This window comes from Tolypothrix tenuis PCC 7101 (assembly GCF_963874875.1).
In the GTDB taxonomy this organism is placed as follows: domain Bacteria; phylum Cyanobacteriota; class Cyanobacteriia; order Cyanobacteriales; family Nostocaceae; genus Aulosira; species Aulosira tenue.
In genome coordinates this window covers 2,605,334-2,629,387 of the sequence record NZ_CAWNJS010000001.1, presented here as the reverse complement: position 1 = coordinate 2,629,387, position 24,054 = coordinate 2,605,334, and the positions used below count along the sequence as shown (strand labels likewise).

General features: G+C 41.9%; 22 protein-coding genes. 6 read left to right on the top strand and 16 right to left on the bottom strand.

Translation table 11 applies throughout. The features are described 5' to 3' along the window. The first annotated feature begins 600 nt into the window (after positions 1-600). On the top strand, positions 601-837 hold the full coding sequence (locus AACU25_RS10840) for a hypothetical protein (protein ID WP_096575465.1): 237 nt from the start codon (positions 601-603) through the stop codon (positions 835-837). A 186-nt stretch (positions 838-1,023) separates the two neighbouring features. Here the strand turns inward: AACU25_RS10840 and AACU25_RS10835 are convergent, their stop codons facing one another. The 7 genes from AACU25_RS10835 to purS all read right to left on the bottom strand — a co-directional run bounded on the left by AACU25_RS10835 (position 1,024) and on the right by purS (position 7,060). Continuing rightward, complete coding sequence (locus AACU25_RS10835) at positions 1,024-2,427, bottom strand: ferredoxin:protochlorophyllide reductase (ATP-dependent) subunit N (RefSeq protein ID WP_045871644.1); 1,404 nt, start codon at positions 2,425-2,427, stop codon at positions 1,024-1,026. Positions 2,428-2,582: 155 nt separating this feature from the next. After that, positions 2,583-3,281 carry a DUF5331 domain-containing protein gene (locus AACU25_RS10830; protein ID WP_096575463.1) on the bottom strand — a complete coding sequence of 233 codons (699 nt, stop codon included), beginning with the start codon at positions 3,279-3,281 and terminating at the stop codon, positions 2,583-2,585. A gap of 31 nt (positions 3,282-3,312) precedes the next feature. Next, positions 3,313-4,179 (bottom strand): ferredoxin:protochlorophyllide reductase (ATP-dependent) iron-sulfur ATP-binding protein, encoded by an 867-nt coding sequence (gene bchL, locus AACU25_RS10825; RefSeq protein WP_096575461.1) that lies wholly within the window; start codon positions 4,177-4,179, stop codon positions 3,313-3,315. 777 nt (positions 4,180-4,956) lie between these two features. Beyond that, positions 4,957-5,211, bottom strand: a complete 255-nt coding sequence (locus AACU25_RS10820) for a TIGR02450 family Trp-rich protein (RefSeq protein WP_096575457.1) — start codon at positions 5,209-5,211, stop codon at positions 4,957-4,959. A gap of 65 nt (positions 5,212-5,276) precedes the next feature. After that, on the bottom strand, positions 5,277-5,648 hold the full coding sequence (locus AACU25_RS10815; RefSeq protein ID WP_096575455.1) for a hypothetical protein: 372 nt from the start codon (positions 5,646-5,648) through the stop codon (positions 5,277-5,279). A gap of 324 nt (positions 5,649-5,972) precedes the next feature. Next, entirely contained in the window at positions 5,973-6,650 is a 678-nt protein-coding gene (gene purQ, locus AACU25_RS10810; RefSeq protein ID WP_096575453.1) for a phosphoribosylformylglycinamidine synthase subunit PurQ, read from the bottom strand. A gap of 131 nt (positions 6,651-6,781) precedes the next feature. Continuing rightward, the gene (gene purS / locus AACU25_RS10805) at positions 6,782-7,060 is read right to left on the bottom strand and encodes a phosphoribosylformylglycinamidine synthase subunit PurS (protein WP_045871650.1); all 279 of its coding nucleotides are present in this window, start codon (positions 7,058-7,060) and stop codon (positions 6,782-6,784) included. A gap of 145 nt (positions 7,061-7,205) precedes the next feature. Between purS and AACU25_RS10800 the strand changes: the two genes are divergently transcribed. Together AACU25_RS10800 and AACU25_RS10795 are read left to right on the top strand one after the other, a co-directional pair. Then, positions 7,206-7,610: a Fur family transcriptional regulator gene (locus AACU25_RS10800; protein ID WP_096575451.1), complete on the top strand. Its 405-nt coding sequence runs from the start codon at positions 7,206-7,208 to the stop codon at positions 7,608-7,610. Between the two features lie 362 nt (positions 7,611-7,972). After that, positions 7,973-9,805 (top strand): DUF5777 family beta-barrel protein, encoded by a 1,833-nt coding sequence (locus tag AACU25_RS10795; RefSeq protein ID WP_096575449.1) that lies wholly within the window; start codon positions 7,973-7,975, stop codon positions 9,803-9,805. A 178-nt stretch (positions 9,806-9,983) separates the two neighbouring features. Here AACU25_RS10795 and AACU25_RS10790 read toward each other — a convergent pair whose 3' ends face one another. Beyond that, positions 9,984-10,958 (bottom strand): SPFH domain-containing protein, encoded by a 975-nt coding sequence (locus AACU25_RS10790; RefSeq protein WP_096575447.1) that lies wholly within the window; start codon positions 10,956-10,958, stop codon positions 9,984-9,986. 251 nt (positions 10,959-11,209) lie between these two features. Further along, on the bottom strand, positions 11,210-11,644 hold the full coding sequence (locus AACU25_RS10785) for an NfeD family protein (RefSeq protein ID WP_096575445.1): 435 nt from the start codon (positions 11,642-11,644) through the stop codon (positions 11,210-11,212). Positions 11,645-11,878: 234 nt separating this feature from the next. Between AACU25_RS10785 and AACU25_RS10780 the strand changes: the two genes are divergently transcribed. Next, the gene (locus tag AACU25_RS10780; RefSeq protein ID WP_096575443.1) at positions 11,879-13,792 is read left to right on the top strand and encodes a protein phosphatase 2C domain-containing protein; all 1,914 of its coding nucleotides are present in this window, start codon (positions 11,879-11,881) and stop codon (positions 13,790-13,792) included. 670 nt (positions 13,793-14,462) lie between these two features. After that, positions 14,463-14,735 (top strand): ferredoxin-thioredoxin reductase variable chain, encoded by a 273-nt coding sequence (locus tag AACU25_RS10775; RefSeq protein ID WP_096575441.1) that lies wholly within the window; start codon positions 14,463-14,465, stop codon positions 14,733-14,735. A 5-nt stretch (positions 14,736-14,740) separates the two neighbouring features. Here the strand turns inward: AACU25_RS10775 and AACU25_RS10770 are convergent, their stop codons facing one another. The 7 genes from AACU25_RS10770 to AACU25_RS10740 form a co-directional block, all read right to left on the bottom strand. Continuing rightward, entirely contained in the window at positions 14,741-14,962 is a 222-nt protein-coding gene (locus AACU25_RS10770; protein ID WP_096575439.1) for a hypothetical protein, read from the bottom strand. Between the two features lie 183 nt (positions 14,963-15,145). After that, entirely contained in the window at positions 15,146-15,937 is a 792-nt protein-coding gene (locus tag AACU25_RS10765) for a YdcF family protein (protein ID WP_096575437.1), read from the bottom strand. Between the two features lie 120 nt (positions 15,938-16,057). Next, positions 16,058-16,309: a hypothetical protein gene (locus AACU25_RS10760; protein WP_190445704.1), complete on the bottom strand. Its 252-nt coding sequence runs from the start codon at positions 16,307-16,309 to the stop codon at positions 16,058-16,060. Positions 16,310-16,312: 3 nt separating this feature from the next. After that, entirely contained in the window at positions 16,313-16,813 is a 501-nt protein-coding gene (locus tag AACU25_RS10755) for a hypothetical protein (RefSeq protein WP_096575435.1), read from the bottom strand. 16 nt (positions 16,814-16,829) lie between these two features. Next, complete coding sequence (locus tag AACU25_RS10750; protein ID WP_096575433.1) at positions 16,830-18,371, bottom strand: bifunctional aminoglycoside phosphotransferase/ATP-binding protein; 1,542 nt, start codon at positions 18,369-18,371, stop codon at positions 16,830-16,832. A gap of 385 nt (positions 18,372-18,756) precedes the next feature. Further along, on the bottom strand, positions 18,757-19,056 hold the full coding sequence (rplY, locus tag AACU25_RS10745; protein WP_096575431.1) for a 50S ribosomal protein L25: 300 nt from the start codon (positions 19,054-19,056) through the stop codon (positions 18,757-18,759). 106 nt (positions 19,057-19,162) lie between these two features. Then, entirely contained in the window at positions 19,163-20,506 is a 1,344-nt protein-coding gene (locus AACU25_RS10740; protein WP_096575429.1) for an adenylosuccinate synthase, read from the bottom strand. An 804-nt stretch (positions 20,507-21,310) separates the two neighbouring features. Between AACU25_RS10740 and AACU25_RS10735 the strand changes: the two genes are divergently transcribed. Continuing rightward, a complete protein-coding gene (locus AACU25_RS10735; protein WP_190445705.1) occupies positions 21,311-23,842 on the top strand; it encodes a PAS domain S-box protein in 2,532 nt (843 codons plus the stop codon). Positions 23,843-24,054: the final 212 nt, after the last annotated feature.

Genomic DNA, 24,054 nt, shown 5'->3' with positions numbered 1-24,054 from the left:
TTCAACTTTATTCCATATTTTGTAGCGTGCATTACACTCTGTTAACGCACCATTTTTGAATTTATTTACGGGAATATTTTTTAATTACAAGTGGATTAAGGGGGTCATACCCCACAGATAAAAATTGCACAATGTGCCCAGTATATATTCAATTGTTCTGTACTAAATTGTCAACCCTGAAATTTATGCCAAAACTGTCTAGGTTGTAAGTCGAGCAACAAATCGATTTAGTTAGTGCTAAATCTTAACAAACCTAGTTCAGTTAATCGTTGTGCTGGCAAAATAATTTTTTACTCAAAACTTGCACAGAAAAAAATTTATTTTTTTTTGATAATGTCCTAAATAGAGTAATCTTAGAACTAAGTACACCAGCTCCTAATTGCAGTGAAAATAGCAAGTTTAGTAGAGCATCTAATTATAGGAGTAAAATTTCATACTCAAAATAGGAAATTATTTACTTGCACTGCTTAGTACCAGGTGTTGACAACACAAAAATAATGTATTACTAAGGGTGCATCGATAATTAAAAAGGCGTTAGTCCATCCCCGCCAAGAGACTTACTAACGCCCTTGACTTAGCTCCCGAAGGATAATTTAGATCATGCCACAAAATACCGAATATCCAGCTTCCACAACAGAAAATCAAGTTAAAGGCTATAGACAACGCCTTAATACTTGGGCCATTACTCGTATTGTTCCCAATACAGACCCAGTAATTGTGGCTCGATTCCGCAGCCGTTCTGATGCTGATGGCTATTTGCGACACTTACGCCAAGTAATACCAAACACTACCTTTGAGATTGTTGTGGATTGTAAACGCGATGAAGCTGTGATCTGAAGGATAAAGTGTTAAGGATGAAAATATAGCCAACATTTTCAAGAAAAAAGGCGAACTTTACGTTCACCCTTAAATAGATAGTGTTACCTTTTAAGTTCTGAGTCTTAAGTGCGGAGGACTGGGTGAAGTAGAAAAGATTCAGGACTCAGCACTTGTAACTCAGTATTGTTGATTAAAATTGAAATTCTAAATTTTGGCTTCTTCCTTAACCAACTTATCCCAACCTAAATCTTTCAAACTGTTATTGCGACGTAAGGGACGAGTTACTAATTCTAAAATGTCACGCGCATTACCAAAGCCGTGAATTTGAGCAAAAGTAAATTCTACAGACCACTTGGTGTTAATACCCCTGGCTTCAAGCGGATTAGCATGAGCCATACCAGTAATGACTAAGTCTGGCTTCAATTCATAAATACGCTGAACTTGGTTGTAATTATCTGGCTTTTCAACAATCTTCGGCAGGGGTACACCCATTTCTTTACAAGTATTTTCCAGTAGGGTCAATTCAGCAGCTTGATAGCGCTTATCCATGTAAGGAATCCCAATTTCGGAAACTGTCATCCCACAGCGCACCAGGAACCGCGCTAAGGAAACTTCCAGTAAGTTATCGCCCATGAAGAATACTGATTTGCCGCGAATTAGTTTCACGTATTCTTCCAAACCAGCCCAAATTTGTGCTTCCCGTTCATCCAAGCCTGTGGGAGTAATACCGAACACAGAGCAAATCTTCTCAACCCAAGCGCGGGTACCATCGGGGCCGATGGGGAAAGGTGCGCCGATGAGTTTGCATTTGCGACGACGCATTAAGGTAGTAGCAGTTCGGCTGAGGAAGGGATTGACACCAGCGACGTAATAGCCTTCTTCCAGTACTGGCAGTTCAGTGAAGCGCTTCGCAGGTAGCCAGCCGGAGACTTTGATGCCTTGCTTCTTCAATTCTAAGGTGAGCTGCGTTACCACAGGGTCGGGAAGGGAGCCGAAGAGAACCAAGGGAGGATGGTCTACATATTGGGATTCTTCTTGGACTACTTCTTCTTTTTTCTTACCAAAGTTGAGCAGTTTAGAAATAGCGTTGCGTTCGTTTTTATCTGTTTCCGCCACAGGGGCCTTATCGGGGCATCGATTAGCCATTGCAGCTAAGACAGTATCTTCCCCTTGGGTAAAGGCGTAATCTAGACCGTTGGCGCGAGCAACGACGATGGGAATCCCAATTTCACCTTCCAGCTTGGGAGCCAAGCCTTCCAAGTCCATTTTGATGATTTCGGTGGTGCAAGTACCAATCCAAACGATTACACTAGGATTGCGATCGCGTTTAATTTGTAAGCACAACCGTTTTAACTCTTCATAATCATTCAGTTGTGCCGAAATATCTCCCTCTTCCAACTCTGCCATTGCATAACGGGGTTCAGCAAAAATCATTACCCCCATCGCATTTTGTAGGAAGTACCCACAAGTCTTGGTTCCAATCACCAAAAAGAAACTATCTTCAATTTTTTGGTATAACCACGCCACGCAGCTAATAGGGCAAAAGGTGTGGTAATTCCCAGTTTCACACTCAAAGTTTAAAGCTTCTGGTTGTTGAGCGACAGTCATTTTGGTTATTTCTCCCCTTGATATTTAAAGCGAACAAGGCAGGCGAACATAGGGCAGGTATGTGGGGAAAGAAACATTTCTTCCCCCAAACTCCTGTGATATGTGGTACATAGCACCAGCCAGCAAACCCTAAATTCAACAGGAACGCTAAAAAATTAAGCGTTGGGGAAGAGACGGGCAATTTCTGAATCATCGAAAACGCCAGCTGGCAGTTCTTCCCCTAAAAAGTCATTACTTGCATCACCCTTGTGTAGCGATGTTTCGTCACCCCAAACATCTGATAACACGTCACTGAAGGCGTTTTCATCTGGTGACTCTAAATCTTCCAGTATTTGGTCATCCAGCTTGATTTCTGATGATGTTGTCTCGAAGGAAATATCACCAAATTCATCTTCATCAGCAGCTTGTTGTGAGTTATTCCCGTTTAGCCCACTCACAATCGTAAATTCTTGAGCAACCGCTACATTAGCAAAGCCATTGCTTTGAGGATTGTTCTCTGTATGATGATGGGCGCTTTCTTCAGCAACAGCAGCAGCTTGGTAGTGATAATTATCTAAATCTCTAGGATTTACGCGATTACCAAGAGCTATGTCTGGGTCAAAATGCAAATCCAATACTTCAATTAAAGTATCAGCGTCAGGATTAAGTTTGGAAAAGGGTAGCATTAACTGCGCTAGTTTTGGTTCTAACGCGTTGGCAACTCCCAGGATGAGGTAAGAAGGTGGTCGCTTCCCTCCATCGGGTGTGTACACTGATTCCACTTCCATATGTAGAGTAATCCAGTCACGATTAGCCTGGAAAAACTCCAACCATTTTTGCTTTAATGAATCTGTAAAGCTATGAAAAAAAGCCATACTATTTTCCCCATCCTGGAATTTTGATGATTTATACAATCATCAAGTCTAATTCCTCTTCCGGATTACGCACCTGGGGTTTATTCGGATTTAGATAAAAATCGGATAATAAAGAGAACAATTCACGGTCTTGGGCATCATTTGGTACTACCCCTTCTGGACGTGCGAGAATTTGGTCGGCAATGTTGAGGTAGTAGTCGCAAACGTAGTTCAAAGAAGGGTCAGATTCTGCCATTTCAAACAAAGTTTTACCCTTAACCCGAGAAACTCGAATATCTTCTATTAAAGGTAGAACTTCCAACACTGGCATTGGTACTGCTTCTACATATTTTTCAATCAAATCGCGCTTGGAAGTGCGATTCCCAATTAAACCAGCTAAACGGAGTGGGTGAGTTCTAGCTTTCTCTCTCACGGAAGCAGCAATCCGATTGGCGGCGAACAAAGCATCAAAGCCGTTATCGGTAACAATCATGCAGTAATCTGCATAGTTGAGTGGCGCTGCAAAACCGCCGCACACAACGTCACCAAGTACATCAAATAAAATTACGTCATACTCATCAAACGCGTTGAGTTCTTTCAGTAATTTCACGGTCTCACCGACAACATAACCACCACATCCAGCGCCTGCTGGCGGGCCACCTGCTTCCACGCAATCAACGCCACCGTAGCCTTTGTAGATTACATCTTCCGGCCAGACATCTTCGTAGTGATAGTCTTTTTCTTGCAGAGTATCAATAATCGTCGGAATCAAAAATCCGGTGAGTGTAAAAGTACTATCGTGTTTAGGGTCGCAGCCAATTTGTAGTACTTTCTTGCCGCGTTTTGCTAGGGCGACTGAGATGTTACAGCTAGTTGTGGATTTGCCGATTCCACCTTTTCCATAAACTGCTAGTTTCACGTTTGTTTGCCTCTTAATAGTTTATTTTCAAACTCTTGGCTGAAACATTTGCCTTCACCTAGCCTGAAATGGCGATGCGTGAGGTCTTGTGCTTTCATTATTGTCCAAACTACAAGGAAAATAAAGGGGCTGAGAATATGAAAATAGAAGCTATATAGATATTTAAAATGAATTAAAATAAATTTTATTTATAAATTCTATTAAAAGCTTTAAAAAGTAGTTTTTATATCAAAATTAATTATTTATATTTTATTTTTATAAAATTAGTAACAAAAGACAAACGCTATAAATCAACTAATATCTATGGCTTCCATTGATTTTGCTTATGCTATTGTCAGTGGATGAGAGGCATAAATACTTAATTCCACTGGGGAATACAGAGATTCAGTCTTGGAAGGATGGAATACCAAATAACTCTCCATACCTCAATAAAAACGCCCACAGGCTAGAAACTGCTGGCTAAAGTCCAGAAATTAGCTTCCTAGCTGTGGGTTAGCTTGTGCGGTCAGTGAACCCGAAGGGCGACCTGAGGCTGAAATTCTGCGATATTTAAGAAAATCTTGCTTTTATAGCTGCAACCTTTCACTTCATTAGATGTGTTCGCAGCCATTGTTGATGCAAGTGATTTTTAATATGCAACAAATTATTAAATTTTTAAATTATCGAGGGATTGGGGGCTGGGGACTGGGAAAAGCAACGGGGCAGGGAGCAGGGGGAGAAATAATTAATGACAAACACCAATTACCAATTACCCATTACCCATTACCAAACCCCTATTCAAGACACCTCGCTTTCAATTTGGTTGATTTCTTTTAAAGGTTGCCAGCCAGGTTGCCACTGAGAGTTATCTTGTAATAATTTCGCATTCATCCAAAAACGGACATTTGGGTCGCAAGCAGAAACCAATTCTGCATAAACCCATTTACCCTGATTTTTGCGATTAACCACTTGGAAATGTCGCCAACCATCTACTTTTTGCTGGGCTGTCCATTTAGAACCCAAAAGGTAAGGAAATTTCTGTTTTTTAGGCATTTTTTATTTATTGTTTGTTGTTTTCTGTTTGTTCAATTTATACTTCACACTTCAGCCTTTAGCCTTCATCTGACTAAATCGCCATTTAAGTCAAAAGTTTGACAATGTATTTCACAGTTTTGCTCAACACATAAGGCAAACCATTTAATATGGTTCCAGCAAGTGTTGATATTATTAGTGATTTTACGTTTTTTCTTGCTGAGGCGTTGCTGCATAACTTCGTTGGGGCAAAGAATTTGCAAAGTGCCAGTACCATCTTCATGATTGAGAATGCGAAACAGACAATCTTGTAAAATAGCACGGCTGCTACTGTCGAAAAAACGTTTAAAACGGTGTAGCTTTTCGCCTTCTGTCATTTGGCTAATGCGTTTTTGGGGAAATAAATCCTCTGGATCATAATCAAAGTTTTCATCTTCAAAGTTGTAGGGATCAATCATCTTCAATATTAATTATGCGACCTGGGATAGTCTAATTGCTGATTTCTGAGTAAGATAAAGGAATAAATAGTATTTTTATTAATTCTAATTTCAGCAATAATACGGTTATATAGTAATCCGATTTTATTTCTGAAAAAATCTCAGATGTGGCACGGATGCGTTACGCTATCGCTAACGCATCCTACATGATCTGTCACTTTTTTAAATTGGTATTACATAATGAGGCGGGCAAGATGCCCACCCCACAAGATTTAGTAGCAGATTGTAATTTTGTTGGGTAGAGATGATTTTGAGGTCATAAATATTGTGATGACCCTACTGAATTTAGGCGATCGCAGCTACTTTATCCAGTAAGCCTTGAAACATCCGTAAACCATCATTACCACCTAACACTGGATCGGAGGCTCGTTCAGGGTGTGGCATCATCCCTAAAACGTTGCCTTGGCGGTTACAAATCCCAGCAATGTTATTTAATGAACCGTTGGGATTCTCACCTGCGTAGCGGAAAACAACTTGCCCGTTATCTTCCAATTCTGCGAGGGTGGCTGCATCAGCGTAGAATCTGCCCTCTCCGTGAGCAACAGGCACAGTGATAATCTCATCAGTTGTGTAACCCTGCGTCCAAGGCAAATTGGTGCGCTCAACTTTGAGAGGAAGGCGATCGCAGATAAAATGCAAATCCTGATTTCTGGTTAATATACCTGGCAGCAATCCTGCTTCAGTTAATACTTGAAACCCGTTGCAAATACCTAAGACATATTTACCCTTTTGGGCATGTTCAACCACCTGCTGCATTACAGGCGAAAAACGAGCGATCGCACCACAACGCAAGTAATCCCCGTAACTAAAGCCACCAGGGATGACTATCACATCCAAATCAGCAATATCCGTCTCTTGATGCCAAACCATGCGAGTCGGTTGCTGTAGCAAGTCTCTGGTGACATAAGCAACATCGCGATCGCAATTAGAACCCGGAAAAACAACAACACCAAATTTTGTCATTTGTTAAAAGTCAAGAGTTGGAGAGACGCGATTAATCGCGTCTGTACAAAAGTCAACAGTCAAGGATTTTGATTATTTCTTCCTTGTCTCCGATTACCAATTACCTATTACCTATTACCAAACCCCAATTGCTAAAACACTCCCGTCTGTGTTTCGACTTCGATTAATTCAAAGCGGTAATTTTCAATTACCGGATTTGCTAGCATTTGGTCACAGATGTTATTGAGTTCTTGGCGGGCTTTAGCCTCTTGGGTTGAGGTGATGGTTAATTCAATATACTTACCAATCCGCACCTGTTCTACGTTGTCGTATCCCATTTGTTTGAGGCCAGATTGTACAGCCACACCAGCTGGGTCTAAAACCGAGGGACGAAGTGTCACGAAAATTTTAGCTAAATACTTACTTTGCACGGGCTTAACGCTGAATGCTGCGATCGCTATACTATAACTTTCTGTTCCAACTGAGTGAAAATAAGATTAGGAAGCGACTACAGTTAATTTATCAGTTAGCCAGTATGAAGGCTTCAACCACAGCGGCAAATTCAAATAATTGTCTATGAGAGCCATACGCACCCGCAGTCAGGATAAAATTTTGAACCTGTTGAAAAACATTAAACAAGGTATTTCCGCGCAGGATATTTACGTAGAATTACGTAATCGTAATCAGAGTATGGGACTAGCAACTGTTTACCGCTCTTTAGAAGCCTTAAAAATGGAAGGTCTGGTACAAATCAGAACTCTAGCAAATGGTGAAGCCCTCTATAGCCTAGCGCAACAAGATAAACATCACCTCACTTGTCTGCAATGTGGTGTTTCTATTCCCATTAATCAATGCCCAGTGCATGACTTAGAAGAGAAGTTGCAAGAAAAGCATAAATTTAAAATTTTTTACCACACTCTCGAGTTTTTTGGGTTATGTACTCAATGTCACAGTAACCAAGCGGCTGAGGTTAGTGAGTAGGGAATGGGTAATTGGTAATAGGTAATGGGTAATGGGTGATTGGGGTTTGCCATTAATTAATTCTCCCCTGCTCTCCTACCCGTCGGGAACGACTTCGTCGAACGGATTCGCCAGTCGCTCATGGGGGAAACCCCCTTGGCGTTAGCCTCTCCCCTTGGGAGAAGACCGCGCTGGCTCACCTGCTCCCTGCTCCCTTGCCTCATCCATCTCATCCTATACAAATGTGAAATTGGGTAGGCATTTAGTAATACACTGAGAACGGAAAACCTCTCTGGCAGTGATTTTCATGTCGCTCTCAAGGAAATGGAATTTTTTTTATACTGTTTCTTATCTGGAAATAGAGCGATCGCCCCAGAAAAAATATGCATAAAATCAAAATCCTTTCCTGTGGTTTGCTGTTTCTGGCTAATCCAAGTCTCAGTTATGCATCTGAGGGGGTAACCTCTAGCTATTCTCGAGAAGCAGCCACAGAAGAAGTTCCGCAAATGCGATCGCCTGTTAGTACTGAAGCCAAAGATTTGCAAGGACAAGCACCGCTAATCGCTTTTCCAGATATTCCAGCAGAGAAATTGCAAAAACAGGGAGACGCAAATTTTTTGTGGCTCATGAGTGACAATTCAACTCAGAATGTGCAGGCAGAGGTACAGCTTTCTCCATTACAAGCACCGCCCACTCAATTGCATAACTTGGAAACAGCCAATCAATTACCAAAGGGTGCAGTGCAGTTGGAAGCTGGTTTTTTGCAAGTTCTGCCTACAGATGGTTCTGTTTCCGGTACAGGTTTGCAAACCTATCAGTTGAATCTCGACTGGGGAATCACAGATAATTTTCAGATAGGTTTTACCGGCGATATTTTTGATGATTATTTAAAATGCCCAGTCAGAAGCGAATGTCCTTTTTTCGCAACTATTAGTTATGGCACTAAGCTAAAGTATAAAATTCTCAACCAGAATTCTTGGGCTGTTGGGATTGCAGGCGCGTTTCAGTTATTACATATATCTTCAGATACCGGAATTTTTAAGAATAGCCCCAACCAACCATTTTTTAATGTCAAGCCAGTTGGTGCTTTGCAGTTGCCAATTACCTACAAAGCATCTCCAAATCTACAACTACATTTCACCCCAGGAGTCGTTTTCTTTCCAGATAAAGTTGCTGGGGGAGATTTTTTTGGCACTTTTTTCAATATTGGCACAGGGTTTACCTGGCAAACTTCTAGAAGAGTTAACTTGTTTGCAAATATACAAACTCCTTTGGGGCCAGGAGGCAATACTTTCATTGCCAAAGACCGCTCTATCACGCGTAAATTACTTTGGACTGTGGGTATAGACTATACCCTTAACCCCAAAATCGGGGCAGAGGTTTATGCTACCAATAGTTATGGTGCTACACCTACCACAGGCTTGTTAGGCTTTATTCCTGATGGCGATGATTTATTATTGGGCGTTCGCTTCAAGCACGTTATTGATTTGGGGCAAGGGTATGCAGCTAATTTTAGTAATATTCCCCGCACCACACTTGCCTACCGCGATCGCACATTACTATTTGATGGATTGACACTTTCAACGGCGAGTACTTTATCAACTGGCAATTACCAATTTCGGGGAGGGTTAGGTACACATGGTAGTTCTAGTTTTGCCCTAGCCTATGGCTTAACGGAAGATTCACAGTTAGAGCTGAGTGTCGATCAATTTGCTTCAAGCGATCGCTTTTCCGAAGATGATATCTCTGGGCCGGGAATCAAAATTGGCGGTGCTATAAAACTCAAGTTTTTCGACCAAGCACGAGGGGATGGTGTCACCCTCAGTACTAAGCTAGCAGGAATTAGTGAAACAGCGTTACAAGAAGGTGGTATCAACGGCACTTTGTACGCAGAGTTGCCGATCACCTATCAGTTCAATTCTCAAACGGCTATCTCTATTAATCCCAAGGGAGCATTTTTTGGATCGACTAGGCGTATAGGGATAGGGATAGGAATTAATCAGGCGATCGCAGATTGGCTGCAATTCATTGGCGAATTTACCCCGATTTTAGATGGCGAAAGAAGTACTTGGGCTACAGGCTTGCGCCTCTTACCCAGTTCTCGCTTCGGATTAGATATTTTTGCCACTAACGCCATTGGACAAAGTGGCTTAGGCACTTTAAACGCAGAACCCGACGGTACAAATTTTGGTTTTAGCCTCATTTGGGGAATTTGAAATTTGGGCATTGGTCATGGGGCATTGGGCATGGGGCATTGGGTAATTGCTTTTCTCCCCTGCTCTCCTTTGGATTCGCCAGTCGCTCATGGGGGAAACCCCCTTGGCGCTAGCCTCTCCCCTTGGGAGAAGACCGCGCTGGCTCACCTGCTCCCTGCCCCCTTGCCTCCCTCAATCCTCACCCCCGATGATTCATCCCCGGTAACTCCTGCCCATCACCAATAATGGACTTTATACCCTCTAAAGTAGCGGGAATACTGCGTGGGTCGATAAACATAACCTTGCTGCTATCGCTTTTACCAATTGTCGCGCCCATATCTAGATAACCCAAAGCAAATAAAACTTCCAAAGATTTTTGAACATCGGGGTTGTTTTTAATTTTTTGGGCAATAATTTCTGCGGATTCAGCGATCGCTTGGGCTTTGAGGACTTGCTGCTGACGTTCCGCTTGCGCCCTAAGAACGATCGCTTTTTGTTCAGCTTCTGCTTGTAAAATTACAGCTTTTTGCCGGGCTTCTGCGTCTAGAATTTGGGCATCGGCTTTACCTCTAGCGCTATTAACAGCAGATTCGCGATCGCCTTCTGATGTTAAAATCGATGCACGTTTGCGCCGTTCTGCCGACATTTGTAATTCCATCGATTCCTGCACCGCCTTCGAGGGGATAATATCTCGCAGTTCTACCCGCGTTACTTTCACACCCCAGGGATCAGTCGCAATATCCAAATCCCGCAAGAGAAGTTCATTAATTTGAGAACGGGCGGTAAAGGTTTCATCTAACTCCAGTTGTCCCATTTCCGAACGAATTTGAGTTAACACCAAATTCACCATCGCTGACTGGAGATTTTCTACTTTGTAATAAGCCCTTTCCATATCCATGATGCGCCAATAAACTACGGCATCAACTGTGATGGAAACGTTGTCACGGGTAATACATTGTTGTGGCGGAATATCTAAGACTTTTTCGCGGATAGTTTGCTTGTAGACAATTTTATCGAGGAAAGGAGTCACAAAGTTTAGCCCTGGGCCTAGTTTTTTGTTGTAGCTACCCAATTTTTCCACTAAGGCTTCATCACCTTGATTAATAACTTTGACGGAACCTGCTAAAGCAGAACCTCCAAGTGCCAAAAATATTAGTAAAAAGAACTGTTCCATAATAATTCTCCTAATTTTTCTGTAGGGATTGGGGACTGGGGACTGGGGACTGGGGATTGGGGAACTCGGGGCCCCCTCTGGGGATAAGGGGTAATGGGGACTGGGGACTGGGGACTGGGGACTGGGGACTGGAGACAAGGGAAGAAATTCTAATTACCAATTACCAATTACCAATTACCAATTACCAATTACCAATTACCAATTACCAATTACCAATTACCAATGCCCAATGCCCCATGCCCAATGCCCAACTACGAATGCAACAAATGTTCCGGCATCACAATCAATGTGGTGCCTTCTCTGCGGACAATATAAACTCTTTGATGAGGCGCAACGCTGAGTTTGTCATCGTCACATCTTGCTTGCCAAGAATTTCCTTCATATAGTACCCGGCCTATTTTTCCTGCCGGAATTTCTGTTAGAGTTTCAGCTGTAATTGCATCTTGGATGTTTGATTTACGTCGTCGCGGTTGTAAAAACTTGCGGGAACCCACAACTAGCAATGTGGAAATCAACAGCCAAGCTACAACTTGCAGCCATACAGTCGGCAGAATGAATTGAGACAGTAGCGCCACGACAAAAGCGCTAATTCCCATCATGAAAGCGACAAAAGCAGACGGCAAGAACAGTTCCATTAAACATAAAACCGCTCCTGCCAAGAGCCAGATTACGGTATAACTTGGCATAGCGCCATCCTAAGAAGTTAAATTTGCGTAAATGTATTTCTCCTATTTAGATCCACCTAGAGGCTGGCTGTTTACAGAACACAAAATATGGTATTTTAACCATCAATTTTGATTAATTTCCGTAACAACATGTAGCCAGAGGTACAAGAATCCAGTCTATTCTAGCCCTCAAGTATTTGACAGCAATATGTAATCGAAATTCATGAGTTAATTTTTTCCTAAATTTATACCATTATGATTTCTACTCAACGGGTCATTTATTGCATCAATCCAGACTGTACTAACCCTATTAATTCTTTAGAGAGTCGTGTTTGCGCTAATTGTCAGACTCCCTTAGTTCATCGCTATCTTTGGGCGACTGGCTCAAAAGCAGTAACAATACCACCGGGAACAACGGTGGCAAATAGGTATGAGGTTATTACGCATCAAGTTTGGTTAGATACGCAACCGGGGCTACTACCAGATATCCCAGAAGAATTGCCAAATGAAGTGCTGGCTTATTTGCGGTTATATTATGAGCGATTGCATATCCCCCAAGCCTATGGATATATTCCAGAATTTGAGGGCGGTGGAGATCATATCCTGTTACTGGAAAATGTACCGATCGCAGAAAATGCCACTGTCTATCCTGCGATCGCAGATGCATGGGAACAAGCAACAGCAGTCAGACAAGTTTACTGGCTATGGCAAATTCTCCAACTTTGGAAACCATTATCAGAATTAGAAGTTGCCAACAGTTTACTGATGTTAAACAACCTGCGAGTACAAGGTTGGTGCGTCCGCCTGTTAGAACTTCACCAAACACAAGAAAATTTAGTGAGTTTGCAAGATTTAGGTCGATTTTGGCAATCTTTGGTAGCATCTGCAAAACCAGCCGTAGCCGGAAAGTTGCAGAACATCGTCAAGCAGATGTGTATACAGGAAGCTGATTTGGCAGAAATTACTAATCAACTCAATACCTTATTACTATCAGCCGCAGCAGACTTACCATTGAACGTGGAAGTTTTAGGTGCAACCGATGCTGGGATGCAAATGATCACAAATGAAGATGCTTGCTACCCTGCTAATGTTAACGATTTAGAAGAATTCCTCGTACCACAATTATCAATTGTTTGCGATGGTATTGGCGGTCATCAAGGTGGTGAGGTAGCTAGTCAACTAGCAGTACAATCCCTAAAATTGCAAATCCGTGCCCTATTAGCAGATGCTTCACAAGAAGGCCAAATTGTCAAACCTGATTTATTTGCAGAACAACTAGAAGCTTGCTTACGGATAGTAAATAACGTTATTTGTGCCCGTAACGATGAGCAAAACCGCCAAGGTAGGGAACGCATGGCTACCACCCTCGTAATGGCATTGCAAGTGCCACAGCGAGTACAGACTACCTCTGGTAAGGAATCTAAAAATGCCCATGAACTTTACCTAGCTAGTGTTGGCGATAGCCGTGCATATTGGATTACCCGTAATTATTGCCAACTCTTGACCGTAGACGATGATGTCGCAGCGAGGGAAGTCCGCTTTGCTCGTAATTTCTATCGTCAAGCATTAATGAGACCAGATGCAACGGCTCTTACCCAGGCTTTAGGAGCCAGAGATGCCGAATCTCTTCGGGTTGAAATCAGGCGCTTCATTTTGGAAGAAGATGGCATCTTGTTGTTATGTTCCGATGGTTTAAGTGACAATAACTGGGTAGAACAATCCTGGCAACAATATGCAGTTCCAGTGTTAACTGGAAAACTAGCTCTTGAAGATGCTCTCCAACGCTGGATTAACTTAGCTAACCAGAAAAATGGTCATGACAATGCATCTGTAGTGATGACCTTATACGGCATTTCCCGAGAATACTTAATTTCTTTAACTTACAAACAACCACAAGTAGAAATCATCGAAGCAGAGCCATCCGAAGCAGCGATTCCAGAAAGTTCACCAGTCCTAGTAGATTTGGATATCACCGCCGAAGAAGCTACCTCAACCCCAGCAGAAAAACCCAGCCGAGGCAAACCTGCGCTATTAGTTGGCGGATTATTATTGTTGCTTCTGGGTGGAACAACCATCGGCTTATTCCTCTTATCCCAATTCCAGCCACAAACATTCCAACAAATCTGTCGCCAACTTCCTCCAAGCGTACAGCAGGTATGTCCTAAATAGGGGTTTGATCATTGGTCATTTGTCATTTGTCCTCTCTTACAAAGTTCTGATCGGAGGAAACCTCCGCCCAGACTTTGCGCTTTGTCATTGGTCATTGGTGTTTGTTATTTCTCCCTCATCTTCCTCATCTCCCTCATCTCCCCAGTCCCCAATCCCCAGTCCCTCAATCCCCAGTCACCAGTCCCCAGTCCCCAATACCCAATGCCCCAATCCAATTCACAATGCCAACTTGTTGTAGAATGAGACTTGGCGTTAAAGCGCAAAATAACAGCTAAAACGGGTTTTGCTTACCCGTGATGCAGATCATCCTCAAAAAAACGCTTCTGAGACACCCCTAGAAGTGAACAAGTTCACTGAGCAGGCAATCATGGTGTAGACTTTTGTCATCATCAAATAGTCTCTTGGGTAAATCTCGTTTTTGGCAGACTCTTTGGCAGGGTTTGTAACAAGTGATTAGGATGAAAAGCTAACTCAAAATCAAAGGATCAGACCTGTTGCTAAAGCATTAGGTGAGTCTAATGTTGCTCATTGATCGACAACAAAGCCTGCATGGGCAGGCTTTGTTCGTATAGCAGTTACGGAGGCATTCAACAGCCAGTCTGTACAGATGTGATCAAAAGTGTGACTGTTGCCAGCAGTCTATTTTTCAAAAAAGCTAATTCAGTAAGGGATGGCTGTGGAGATACTTGTGGAACAGGAAAAGCTAGGTGTAAATGTTGCTATGAAAGTTGGCGATCGCGTTCGTGTTAAAGAATCGGTAGTAGTTTACCACCATCCTGAACATCGCGCTCAGGGTTTTGACCTTAAAGGCTCAGACGGTGAAATTGTATCTATTGTCACCCAATGGCAAGGTAGACCTGTAAGTGCTAATCTGCCAATCTTAGTCCAGTTTAGTAAAAGATTTAAAGCTCACTTACGTGAGAGTGAATTAGAAATCATATAAATCCTTCAAGAGCGGCGAAACCATCGGAATATATTCAGTTCGCCGCGCATTTTTTCTAGTTCTTGACGGTGTTGCATTGCTGTCGTATGATACCACTCACAATGCCGCCGAAACTCTGAGCGCTCCCTCACTTCATGGTAAAACTGGTGAGTTGTTTGATAAGCAGCAAAGGTTTCATCAACTTCGCTGGGAGTCGCAGGAATAATATAAGGTAAATTTTTAGACATAATATCAGGGAGTGCTGATTCCTGAGAAATTTAATAAAAGTCAAGAGTCAAGGGTCAAAGGTCAAAAGTGAGAATCTTCACCTAGGAACTATATATAACCTTTGAATCCGATCTAAAAATCAAAGCTTTGTGACTATTGAAATTATAGCGATTGAAGATTGAACTGCTGGCACTCAGCACTGTCTAGAGCCAACCCCGCAAGCTATATATAAACAGCCCAACATATTCTTTTAGAGCGCTTGTAAATTCGTTTAAGTTACTACTATCAGGTAGTAAATTCAAAATAGCAGCTTTAGGGCTATTACCCAGTTCTTGCATTTCGCCTGCACTGACTAGAAAATCAGTAGGTGCTGGAATCGCATCAATTCCTTGACGCTGAAAAATTTTGAGCGATCGCGGCATATGCATTGCCGAAGTGACTAATAATACTTGCTTGATGTTACGCGATTGCAAAATTTTCTTGACATTTACAGCATTTTGGTAAGTATTTAGCGATTCTGGTTCTTGCACAAGGGCAGTAGCAGGTATCCCAAGAGCTGTGAGAATATTTGCCATATCTGCCGATTCAGAAGTACCGCTACCACGCCAGTCAATTCTACCGCCGCTAAGGATAATGATCGGGGCTTTTTGTTGACGATATAGTTGAGCCGCATAAATCACGCGATCGCCCTGTTCATTTAAATCAGCACCTGGACGAGGCCAAAAAGCCGATTTAGTAGCACCACCCAAAACCACAATAGCTTCCGCATTTGGTATTTGGGCAGTTGCAGTATTTTGCCATTCGAGCGATCGCACTAGTAAATGAGAGATCCAAGCATTGCTGCAAAATAGCAATAAAAATAGCGATAAAGTAATTGCGATCGCGGCCGTGCGGGGTCGTTTCCATAGTGTTATCAATGCTACTACCAAGCTAATACAAGCTAATCCCAATGGATAAAAAAATAGCGGTAGCAACTTGGAGAGATATAAGAACATATTGGGGATTGGGAATTGGTAATGGGAAAAAATGACCTTTGAACGTGCCAATTTTAGATTTTAAATTTGGGATTTTGGATTGTTTTACAAGTATCTGTGGGCAGAACAAATCTCAAATCGTCAATCTAAAATCCCAAGCTGTATCTCCTGATGGGAGAGCGTGAATCTAAAATCTAAAATCCGTCTTCTCCCAAAGGGAGAGGCTACGCCAAGGAAAGTTTGCTCAAGTCGGAGAACCCGCCCACGCAACGCCAGTTGCTTCTCCCCTTGGGAGACGCTACGCGAACAAGCCGGGGAACCCGTCCAACGCACTGGCTCAACTTTCCGCAAAATCCAAAATCCCAAATTGTTTAACCCTTGACCAATTACCAAATTCTACCGTTCCCAAAACTTTAAATTGATACCTCCAGGTGTACGGCGAAAACGTCGAGCTATTTTTCTAGTGCGCCGAACATTGCTTCTAGGACTGGGTTGCTCGTCCTCAATTTCTTCTGTAGGTTCAAGGGGTAACTGAGTTCTAGTTTCTTCTTTACTTCCCCACCAAGCAATCATCCAGCCGCCACCTAAAGCACCTAATGCCCCTAATAATATACTCATCGGTGCTGGATATCCTAACCAGCTAAAGCCAGCTAAGAACAATAACCAATATTTCAGCGCTGCATCAATCCCCTCGGAAGAGTCTACAGACTGGGGTTGAGCATTGTTCTTGCCGGCTGCGGTGATCCAACCTAAGGTGAAACCGCCAATGATTCCTAAAAAGATACTGAGGGATAGCGAAGACCCTGTCATTGTTAATATCAGGGTTAAAATTAAGCCAAATATCAGTTGCGATAGGAAGTTTGGCGACATATTCATGAAGTCTTTTTTCTGTGCCATGAGATAAACCAGGCTATTAGTGAATAATTTCTTTTAATTGTGCCTGTTGTGGCTGAGTTGTATCCAAAATCTTAAGGTAGGGTTTTTCGGTCTCAGTAAATTCTTCAAATTGCTTAATTTGAGATGCTAGTAAATCGGCGGTAGCATCTGCAATATCCCCAGTACGCTTCAGCAGACGTTCTTGCACAACTTCTAGAGGCGCTGTGCATTGAATAATTTGGAGAGGGATTTGGTGTTTTTCGGCTTGGGTAATTGCTTCGTGGCGTAACTGTTGTTGATCATATTTGGCATCCAAAATTACGGAAAAACCTTGATTAGCAAGTATAGTCCCTAATTCCAACAGCCGTGCATAAGTTTTCTGAGTCATTTCGGGGGTGTAAATTTCATCCCCGCCTCGTTCCATCAGGGGAATTCCCGCTAAGTGTTTTCGCACCGCATCTGAACGCAGGTGAATTGCGCCGATTTCACGAGCTAAAGACCGCGCTGTGGTACTCTTACCAGAACCAGACAAACCCGACATCAGGAAAAGTTGCCCTTGTTTGGGTTTAGTATATTCCCAAGCTAGTTGATAATATGTGGCTGCGGTTTTTGTCGCCTGTTCTTTTACCGCATCTGGTACAGCCGGATCGTCTAACAAAAATGAAGTGACTTTTGCTCTTACATAAGACTGACGAATTAAATATATGGGTAAAATCTGTAAGCCTTCCCAATCGCCAGTTTGTTCTACATAAGTATTTAAATAAGCATTACTCAGGTCTTTGCGCTGCTGTGCTTCTAAATCCATAACCGCATAAGCAATATCAAACATGACATCTACAAAGCGGAAGGGTTCATTAAATTCAATACAGTCAAACAGCAGGATTTGATCATGCCATAGAGCGATATTTCTCAGGTGTAAATCGCCATGACATTCGCGAATATAGTTATTTTTAATTCTGCTGGCAAATAATTCTCCGCGTTCTGCAAAAAAACGCTCAGTGTATGCTTTAGTTTCGTCAAACTGCACCTGAGTTTGAGGCCCACCGATATATTTCGCTGTTTGTTCGTAGTTTTCATCAAAAGCCTCCCGGACTTGGGGGACTTCACCGAAACTGCGAATATAATCATTTGTCTCAGTTTTGCCGTGGTATTGCGCTACTATCCGTCCCAATTCTTCTAGGTGTGTTTCATTTAACTTACCTTGCTCAAATAGGCTGCTAAACAACGCCTCTTGGGGAAACTGGCGCATCTTCAGCGTGTATTCTACAGCCTCACCTGTTCCTCCCAGATGGTATTGCTCGCCTTCTAAAGTTAGAGGTAACACTTCTAAATACAATTCACCTGCACCGCGCTGATTTAACCGCAATTCTTCTTGGCAAAAATGGTGTCGCTTTTCTAAGGTAGAGTAGTTTAAAAAGCCAAAATTCACAGGCTTTTTCAATTTATACACATAATCACCAGTTAGCAGCACATAGGAAACATGAGTTTGAATCAGTTGAATAGGTTCTGAAACTGCATGAGGATAAAATCCTGGCTGCAACATTTGCTGAATTAAGGCGGGAAGAGTTGCTTCTGTCATATTTGTTGGGGAATGGGGAATGGGGAGGGATTGGGGACTGGGGACTGGGGACTGGGGAATGGGTAATGGGTAATGGGGACTGGGTAATGGGGACTGGGTAATGGGGACTGGGTAATGGGGACAAGATGAATTTTTGACCGTTGACTTTTGACTTTTGACTTTTGACTTTTGACTTTTGACTTTTGACTTTTGACTTTTGACTTTTGACTTTTGACTCTTGACAAATGACAAATGACTAAAAACCAGCCCTTTTTATGTGTGGTTTTTCATACTTCATCCTTCTAGCGCCGCTGATAGCTTAACAAAAAACCAGGGTGTTACCCCTGGTATTATCAGCAATTATCACAAAATTTAGGTAGCAAAAAAGATGAAATATCTTCCGCAATTAGCTTTGAGGAGTGGCAAAAAAGCTGACGTGGTAGGTTGTACCTTTTGCGGGATGGGTTTGAACTTCCCGAACTATAGTTTTACCACTCCACTCAAGCTCGGGAATTGTGAGTTCAACTTCTGTTTTGTTGACAATAGCGTGCTTAAGCAAGCGCTCAACAGTTTTTGCTTCAACTACTAAAGAAATTGATTCGGCACCTTTGTGACCGTATAAATTAGCGGGAATTAATCCAGAACGACGCAAAGCTTTGGGCTTGCTACCTTCTGGTCTGGTTTTAGATTCGACTGTGAGGCTCATACAAGTTGTTAGTGGTAATTTGTCAAGGTCAAAGGTCAAAGGTCAAGGGTCAAAGGTCAAGGGTCAAAAAACTCTGGACTGTTGACTGTTGACTGTTGACTCAAAGCTATGCGCTGAGTAAAGAGACGGGTGTGCCGTCAGGCTGCAACAAAGCGCGCTTGGGCCCGTGGATGGGGTCTTCTACAATTATGGTTTGATCGCGGCTAGCTCCTAAGGAAACGATCGCGATCGGGACTTCCATCAATTCTGCTAAGAATTTTAGGTAGTCTAGGGCTTGCTTGGGCAAATCTTCCAGGGTACGGCAGTTACTTGTCGAAACTTTCCAACCTGGTAAGGTTTTGTAGATGGGACGACAGCGAGCAAATTGACGCGCACTGGTGGGGAAGTGTTCGCAGCGTTCGCCATCAATTTCGTAGGCGACACAAACGTTGATTTCCTCTAGTTCGTCGAGAACATCTAGTTTGGTGATTGCTATACAGTCCATACCGTTAATCCGCACGGCATACCGACCGATTACAGCATCAAACCAGCCGCAGCGACGCTTCCTACCAGTAGTTGTACCAAATTCAGCACCGCGATCGCACAACAATTCTCCCAATTCACCTTGTAGTTCGGTTGGGAAAGGCCCTTCACCAACGCGCGTTGTGTAAGCTTTCGACACCCCAATTACCCGGTCAATCATTGTCGGGCCTAAGCCTGTGCCAACGCAAGCCCCCCCAGCTACAGGGTTAGATGATGTGACGTAGGGATAAGTGCCATGATCTAGGTCTAGTAGCGTCCCTTGTGCGCCTTCAAACAAGATATTTCGCCGCTTGAGAATCGCATCATATATTTTCAGCGAACTATCTACGACGTAAGGCCGCAAGCGTTCTGCATAACCCAAATACTCTTGAATTACCTCTTCTGGGTCAAGGGGAGGTAGGTTGTAAAGCTTTTCTAAAATTGCATTTTTATAATTAATCGTCCACTCTAACTGATCGCGCAATCCTTCAGGGTCCATCAAGTCTAAAACTCGGATACCTGTGCGCTCAGATTTATCAGCATAGGTGGGGCCAATACCCCTGCCTGTAGTGCCGATTTTGTGGCTTCCCCGACGTTCTTCTGATGCCTGATCGATTAATCGATGGTAAGGCATAGTTACGTGGGCAGTCTCGGAAATTAGCAGATTATTAGTAGAAACATTTAAACTTTCTAATTGATCTAGTTCTGCTATTAAAACTTTGGGATCGATAACTGTACCACAGCCGATAATGCATTCGGTATCTGGATACAAAATACCAGAGGGAATCAAATGTAACTTAAAGGTTTGATCTTTAACTACAATTGTGTGTCCAGCATTGACACCCCCTTGGTAACGGACAACTACATCTGCGGAGCGGCTGAGTAAGTCAGTTATTTTACCTTTTCCTTCATCGCCCCACTGGGCACCTATGACAATAACGTTAGCCAAGCTTTTATTTTATAGAGCTAAAGTTTCCACAAACAATTATTATTTACATATTATGTAACTTATGTCAAGAAAATTGCAAAATTCTCAATAAAACAAATTCATTACCTAGCAAACCGTAACCTAATTCATCTAAAAAATAGGTAATGAGTACATACTTACTCATGAAGTTATTTAATGCTTAGGCGTGAAAAGTTGTGAGCATCTCAAACAATAAATTATGGAATTAATGTTTGATTTTGGAAACTAATCAATATATTTCAATATTTCTAGCAACTATTAATCATGCCTCAAACCTGATATCTACGGATTGTTTAATAATTTTAGGCTATATAACCCGCGAATATTCACCAATTATCAATAGTTATGCTGTAGAAAAGCATTCAAGTAGTCAGTAGTTATGCTATTAACAGCCTCTATGTATCTAGCTGAAACAACTTGCGGATCAAAAATAAATTTTGTATTATAGTTTTTAATACTAATATCCACGAATAATTATATTAATTATCAATCATTTCTACAAAAAACTTGCCACCAATTTTCAATCCTAGAAAAATCCAAAAATTAGATTTCATTTAACTGAAAACCGCTAATAAAGTTACTTTTATAGCGGTTTTTCTGTCTCAGCAATCACCTAAAATTGCTGATAAGGCATAATTCATACCACTGTGCGCTATGGGATACATTTCAGTGTAAATACTATAAATTGTGCTGTATTCAAAGTGGTATCAAGATTCTTGACTTATCTTAGGTATTTAATTTTTAATTTACCGCATTGGGAATATCACCAGCATTGAAGGCGATCGCATGATGAAATGGTCTGTCATCCAAAAGCTGAGAGCATTATTTATTCTAGTCTTAGCGGTTTTGTTTACGAATGCTGTAGTTTCCCATAGCACAACGATGCAACTGGTACATAATCGGCAATTAGTAACATCAGCCCAAGAAATTATTACTCAAGTTCAAACGCTACTGACAACGCTAAACAATGCTGAAACAGCACAGCGTAACTACTTAATAACTATAAACACAAATAACTTAGCAACCTATTTGCAAGCAAGTCAACAAATTGATAGTAATATCCAAATTCTCAAACAGCTCACTCAATCACAGCAAAATCATCAGTGGGTTGCTGTACTAGAACAAAGAATAACTGACAGACTCAACATCTTGCAAGCAGAAGTTGTTGTTTTGCAAAAGCAAGGATTTGATGCTGTAAGACAATTACTGTTGTCTCATCAACAGCAAATGCTGAGTAATGATATCCCAAAATTTATTCAGGAATCTTTAGCAGGCGAGCAAAAAATATTACAACAGCATAATCAGCAGTTACAAGCGACTTCTCGTAAGTCAATGGCAACATTTTTATTAGCTGCTGTCATCGATTTTTTGTTAGTTGCTTTGTTATATGACTTGTTATGGCGTTACATCAAGCGACTTCAGCAGACAGAATTAAATTTACGTCAAAGTGAGAATAGGTTGCGCGCAATTATTGATGCGGAACCGGAATGTCTGAAGTTAATTGCTAGGGATGGTACTTTATTAGAAATTAATGCCTCTGGTTTGGCAATGTTGGAGCTAGAAAATGCAGAAACTTTGATTGGGCAACCAGTGACTGCGACTATTTTACCAGAATACCGAGAAGCCTTTGTATCTCTACATGAACGCGTTTGTCAAGGCTATAAAGGGACTTTAGAATATGAGATTGTCGGCAGTAAAGGTACTCGTCGTTGGTTGGAAACTCATGCTGTACCACTACATAACGAAGCTGATGGTACATTTTTGCATTTAGCGGTAACGAGAGATATTACCAAGCGCCAACAAGCAGAACAGAAAATTCGCGAACAAGCTGCACTTTTAGATGTGGCAACTGATGCAATTGTAGTTAGAAATATCCACAATCAAATATTATTTTGGAACCAAGGTGCTCAAGGCGTTTATGGCTGGAAGGCTGAGGAAGCTTTGGGTAAGAATGTAGTTGATTTGTTATACAAAGATAGTTCACCACAACTGCAAGATGCGTTTTTAACAGTCTTGCGTATAGGTGAATGGCGCGGCGAATTGCAGCAAATAACCAAGGATAGGAAAGAAATTATCGTCGAAAGCCGCTGGACACTCATGCGGGATAGCCAGAATCAACCAAAATCAATTTTGAGTGTCAGTACAGAAATTACTCAAAAGAAACAACTAGAAGCACAGCTTTTGCGATCGCAACGGTTAGAAAGTATTGGTACCCTAGCTGGTGGGATTGCCCATGACCTTAACAATGTTCTAGCTCCCGTGTTAATGTCAGTTGAGCTATTGCGGATGAAATTACCAGACCAACAAAGTCAACGCATTCTGCAAACCCTAGAAAGTAATGTTAAACGTGGAGCTAATTTGCTCAAGCAAGTGTTGTCTTTTGCCCGAGGTATTGAAGGTAAAAAGACAATTGTGCAAGTTAGACTTTTGATACAGGAAATTGAGCAAATTGTCCAACAAACATTTCCTAAATCGATTACTTGTCAAGTAGATTTACCAGCAAATCTTTGGTATGTGTCTGGTAATACGACCGAACTACATCAAGTACTAATGAATTTGGTAGTAAATGCCCGTGATGCTATGGTTGAGGGTGGTATCTTGAAAATTAGTGCAGAAAATGTGGTGATTGATGAGAAATCAACCCAAATTAATATTGACGCTCAAGTAGGCCCTTATATTGCTATTTCTGTTAGCGATACGGGTACAGGAATACCACCAGAAATTCAAGAGCGAATTTTTGAACCTTTTTTCACTACAAAAGAGGTGGGTAAAGGTACAGGAGTAGGACTTTCTACAGCTATAGGTATTATTAAAAACCACGATGGTTTTGTAAATGTCAATAGTGAAGTTAACCAAGGCACAAAGTTTACAGTATATTTACCAGCATTGAGCGATCGCACTCAACCTCTGCACACTCCCGAAATTGCAGCACCAAAAGGAAATGGCGAATTAATTTTGCTAGTGGATGACGAAGCCGCAATTCTAGAAATTACCAAATCATCTTTAGAAAAACATAATTATCAGGTATTAACTGCTAGCAATGGCGTTGAAGCCGTAGCAATTTATGCCCAACATCAACAGCAAATCAGTGTAGTGTTGCTGGATATGATGATGCCATTAATGGATGGTGCGATCGCAATTCGCAAATTACAAACAATTAATCCTCATGTCAAAATTATTGCTTTGAGTGGACTATTATCCCCTCAGAACATCAAGGAAGTTACGGATATGGGTGTCAGTGCATTTTTATCTAAACCCTGTACTAGCAACGAGTTATTACAAACAATCGCTAGAATAAAAGTCCTGAGTTGTGAGTAGTGAGTGCCTAATGGGAGATGTAGACGTGTAGCGGCTACTGGAGACGCTATGCGAACGAGAACGCCTAACGGCGAACCCGCAGGGTGAGAGATGAGGGAGAAATAACAAACACCTATTACCAATTACCAATTACCCATTACCCATTACCCATTACCGATTATCAATTCCCCATCCCCAAAACTTTATACAATCTCCCTAAAGGTATAGATTTT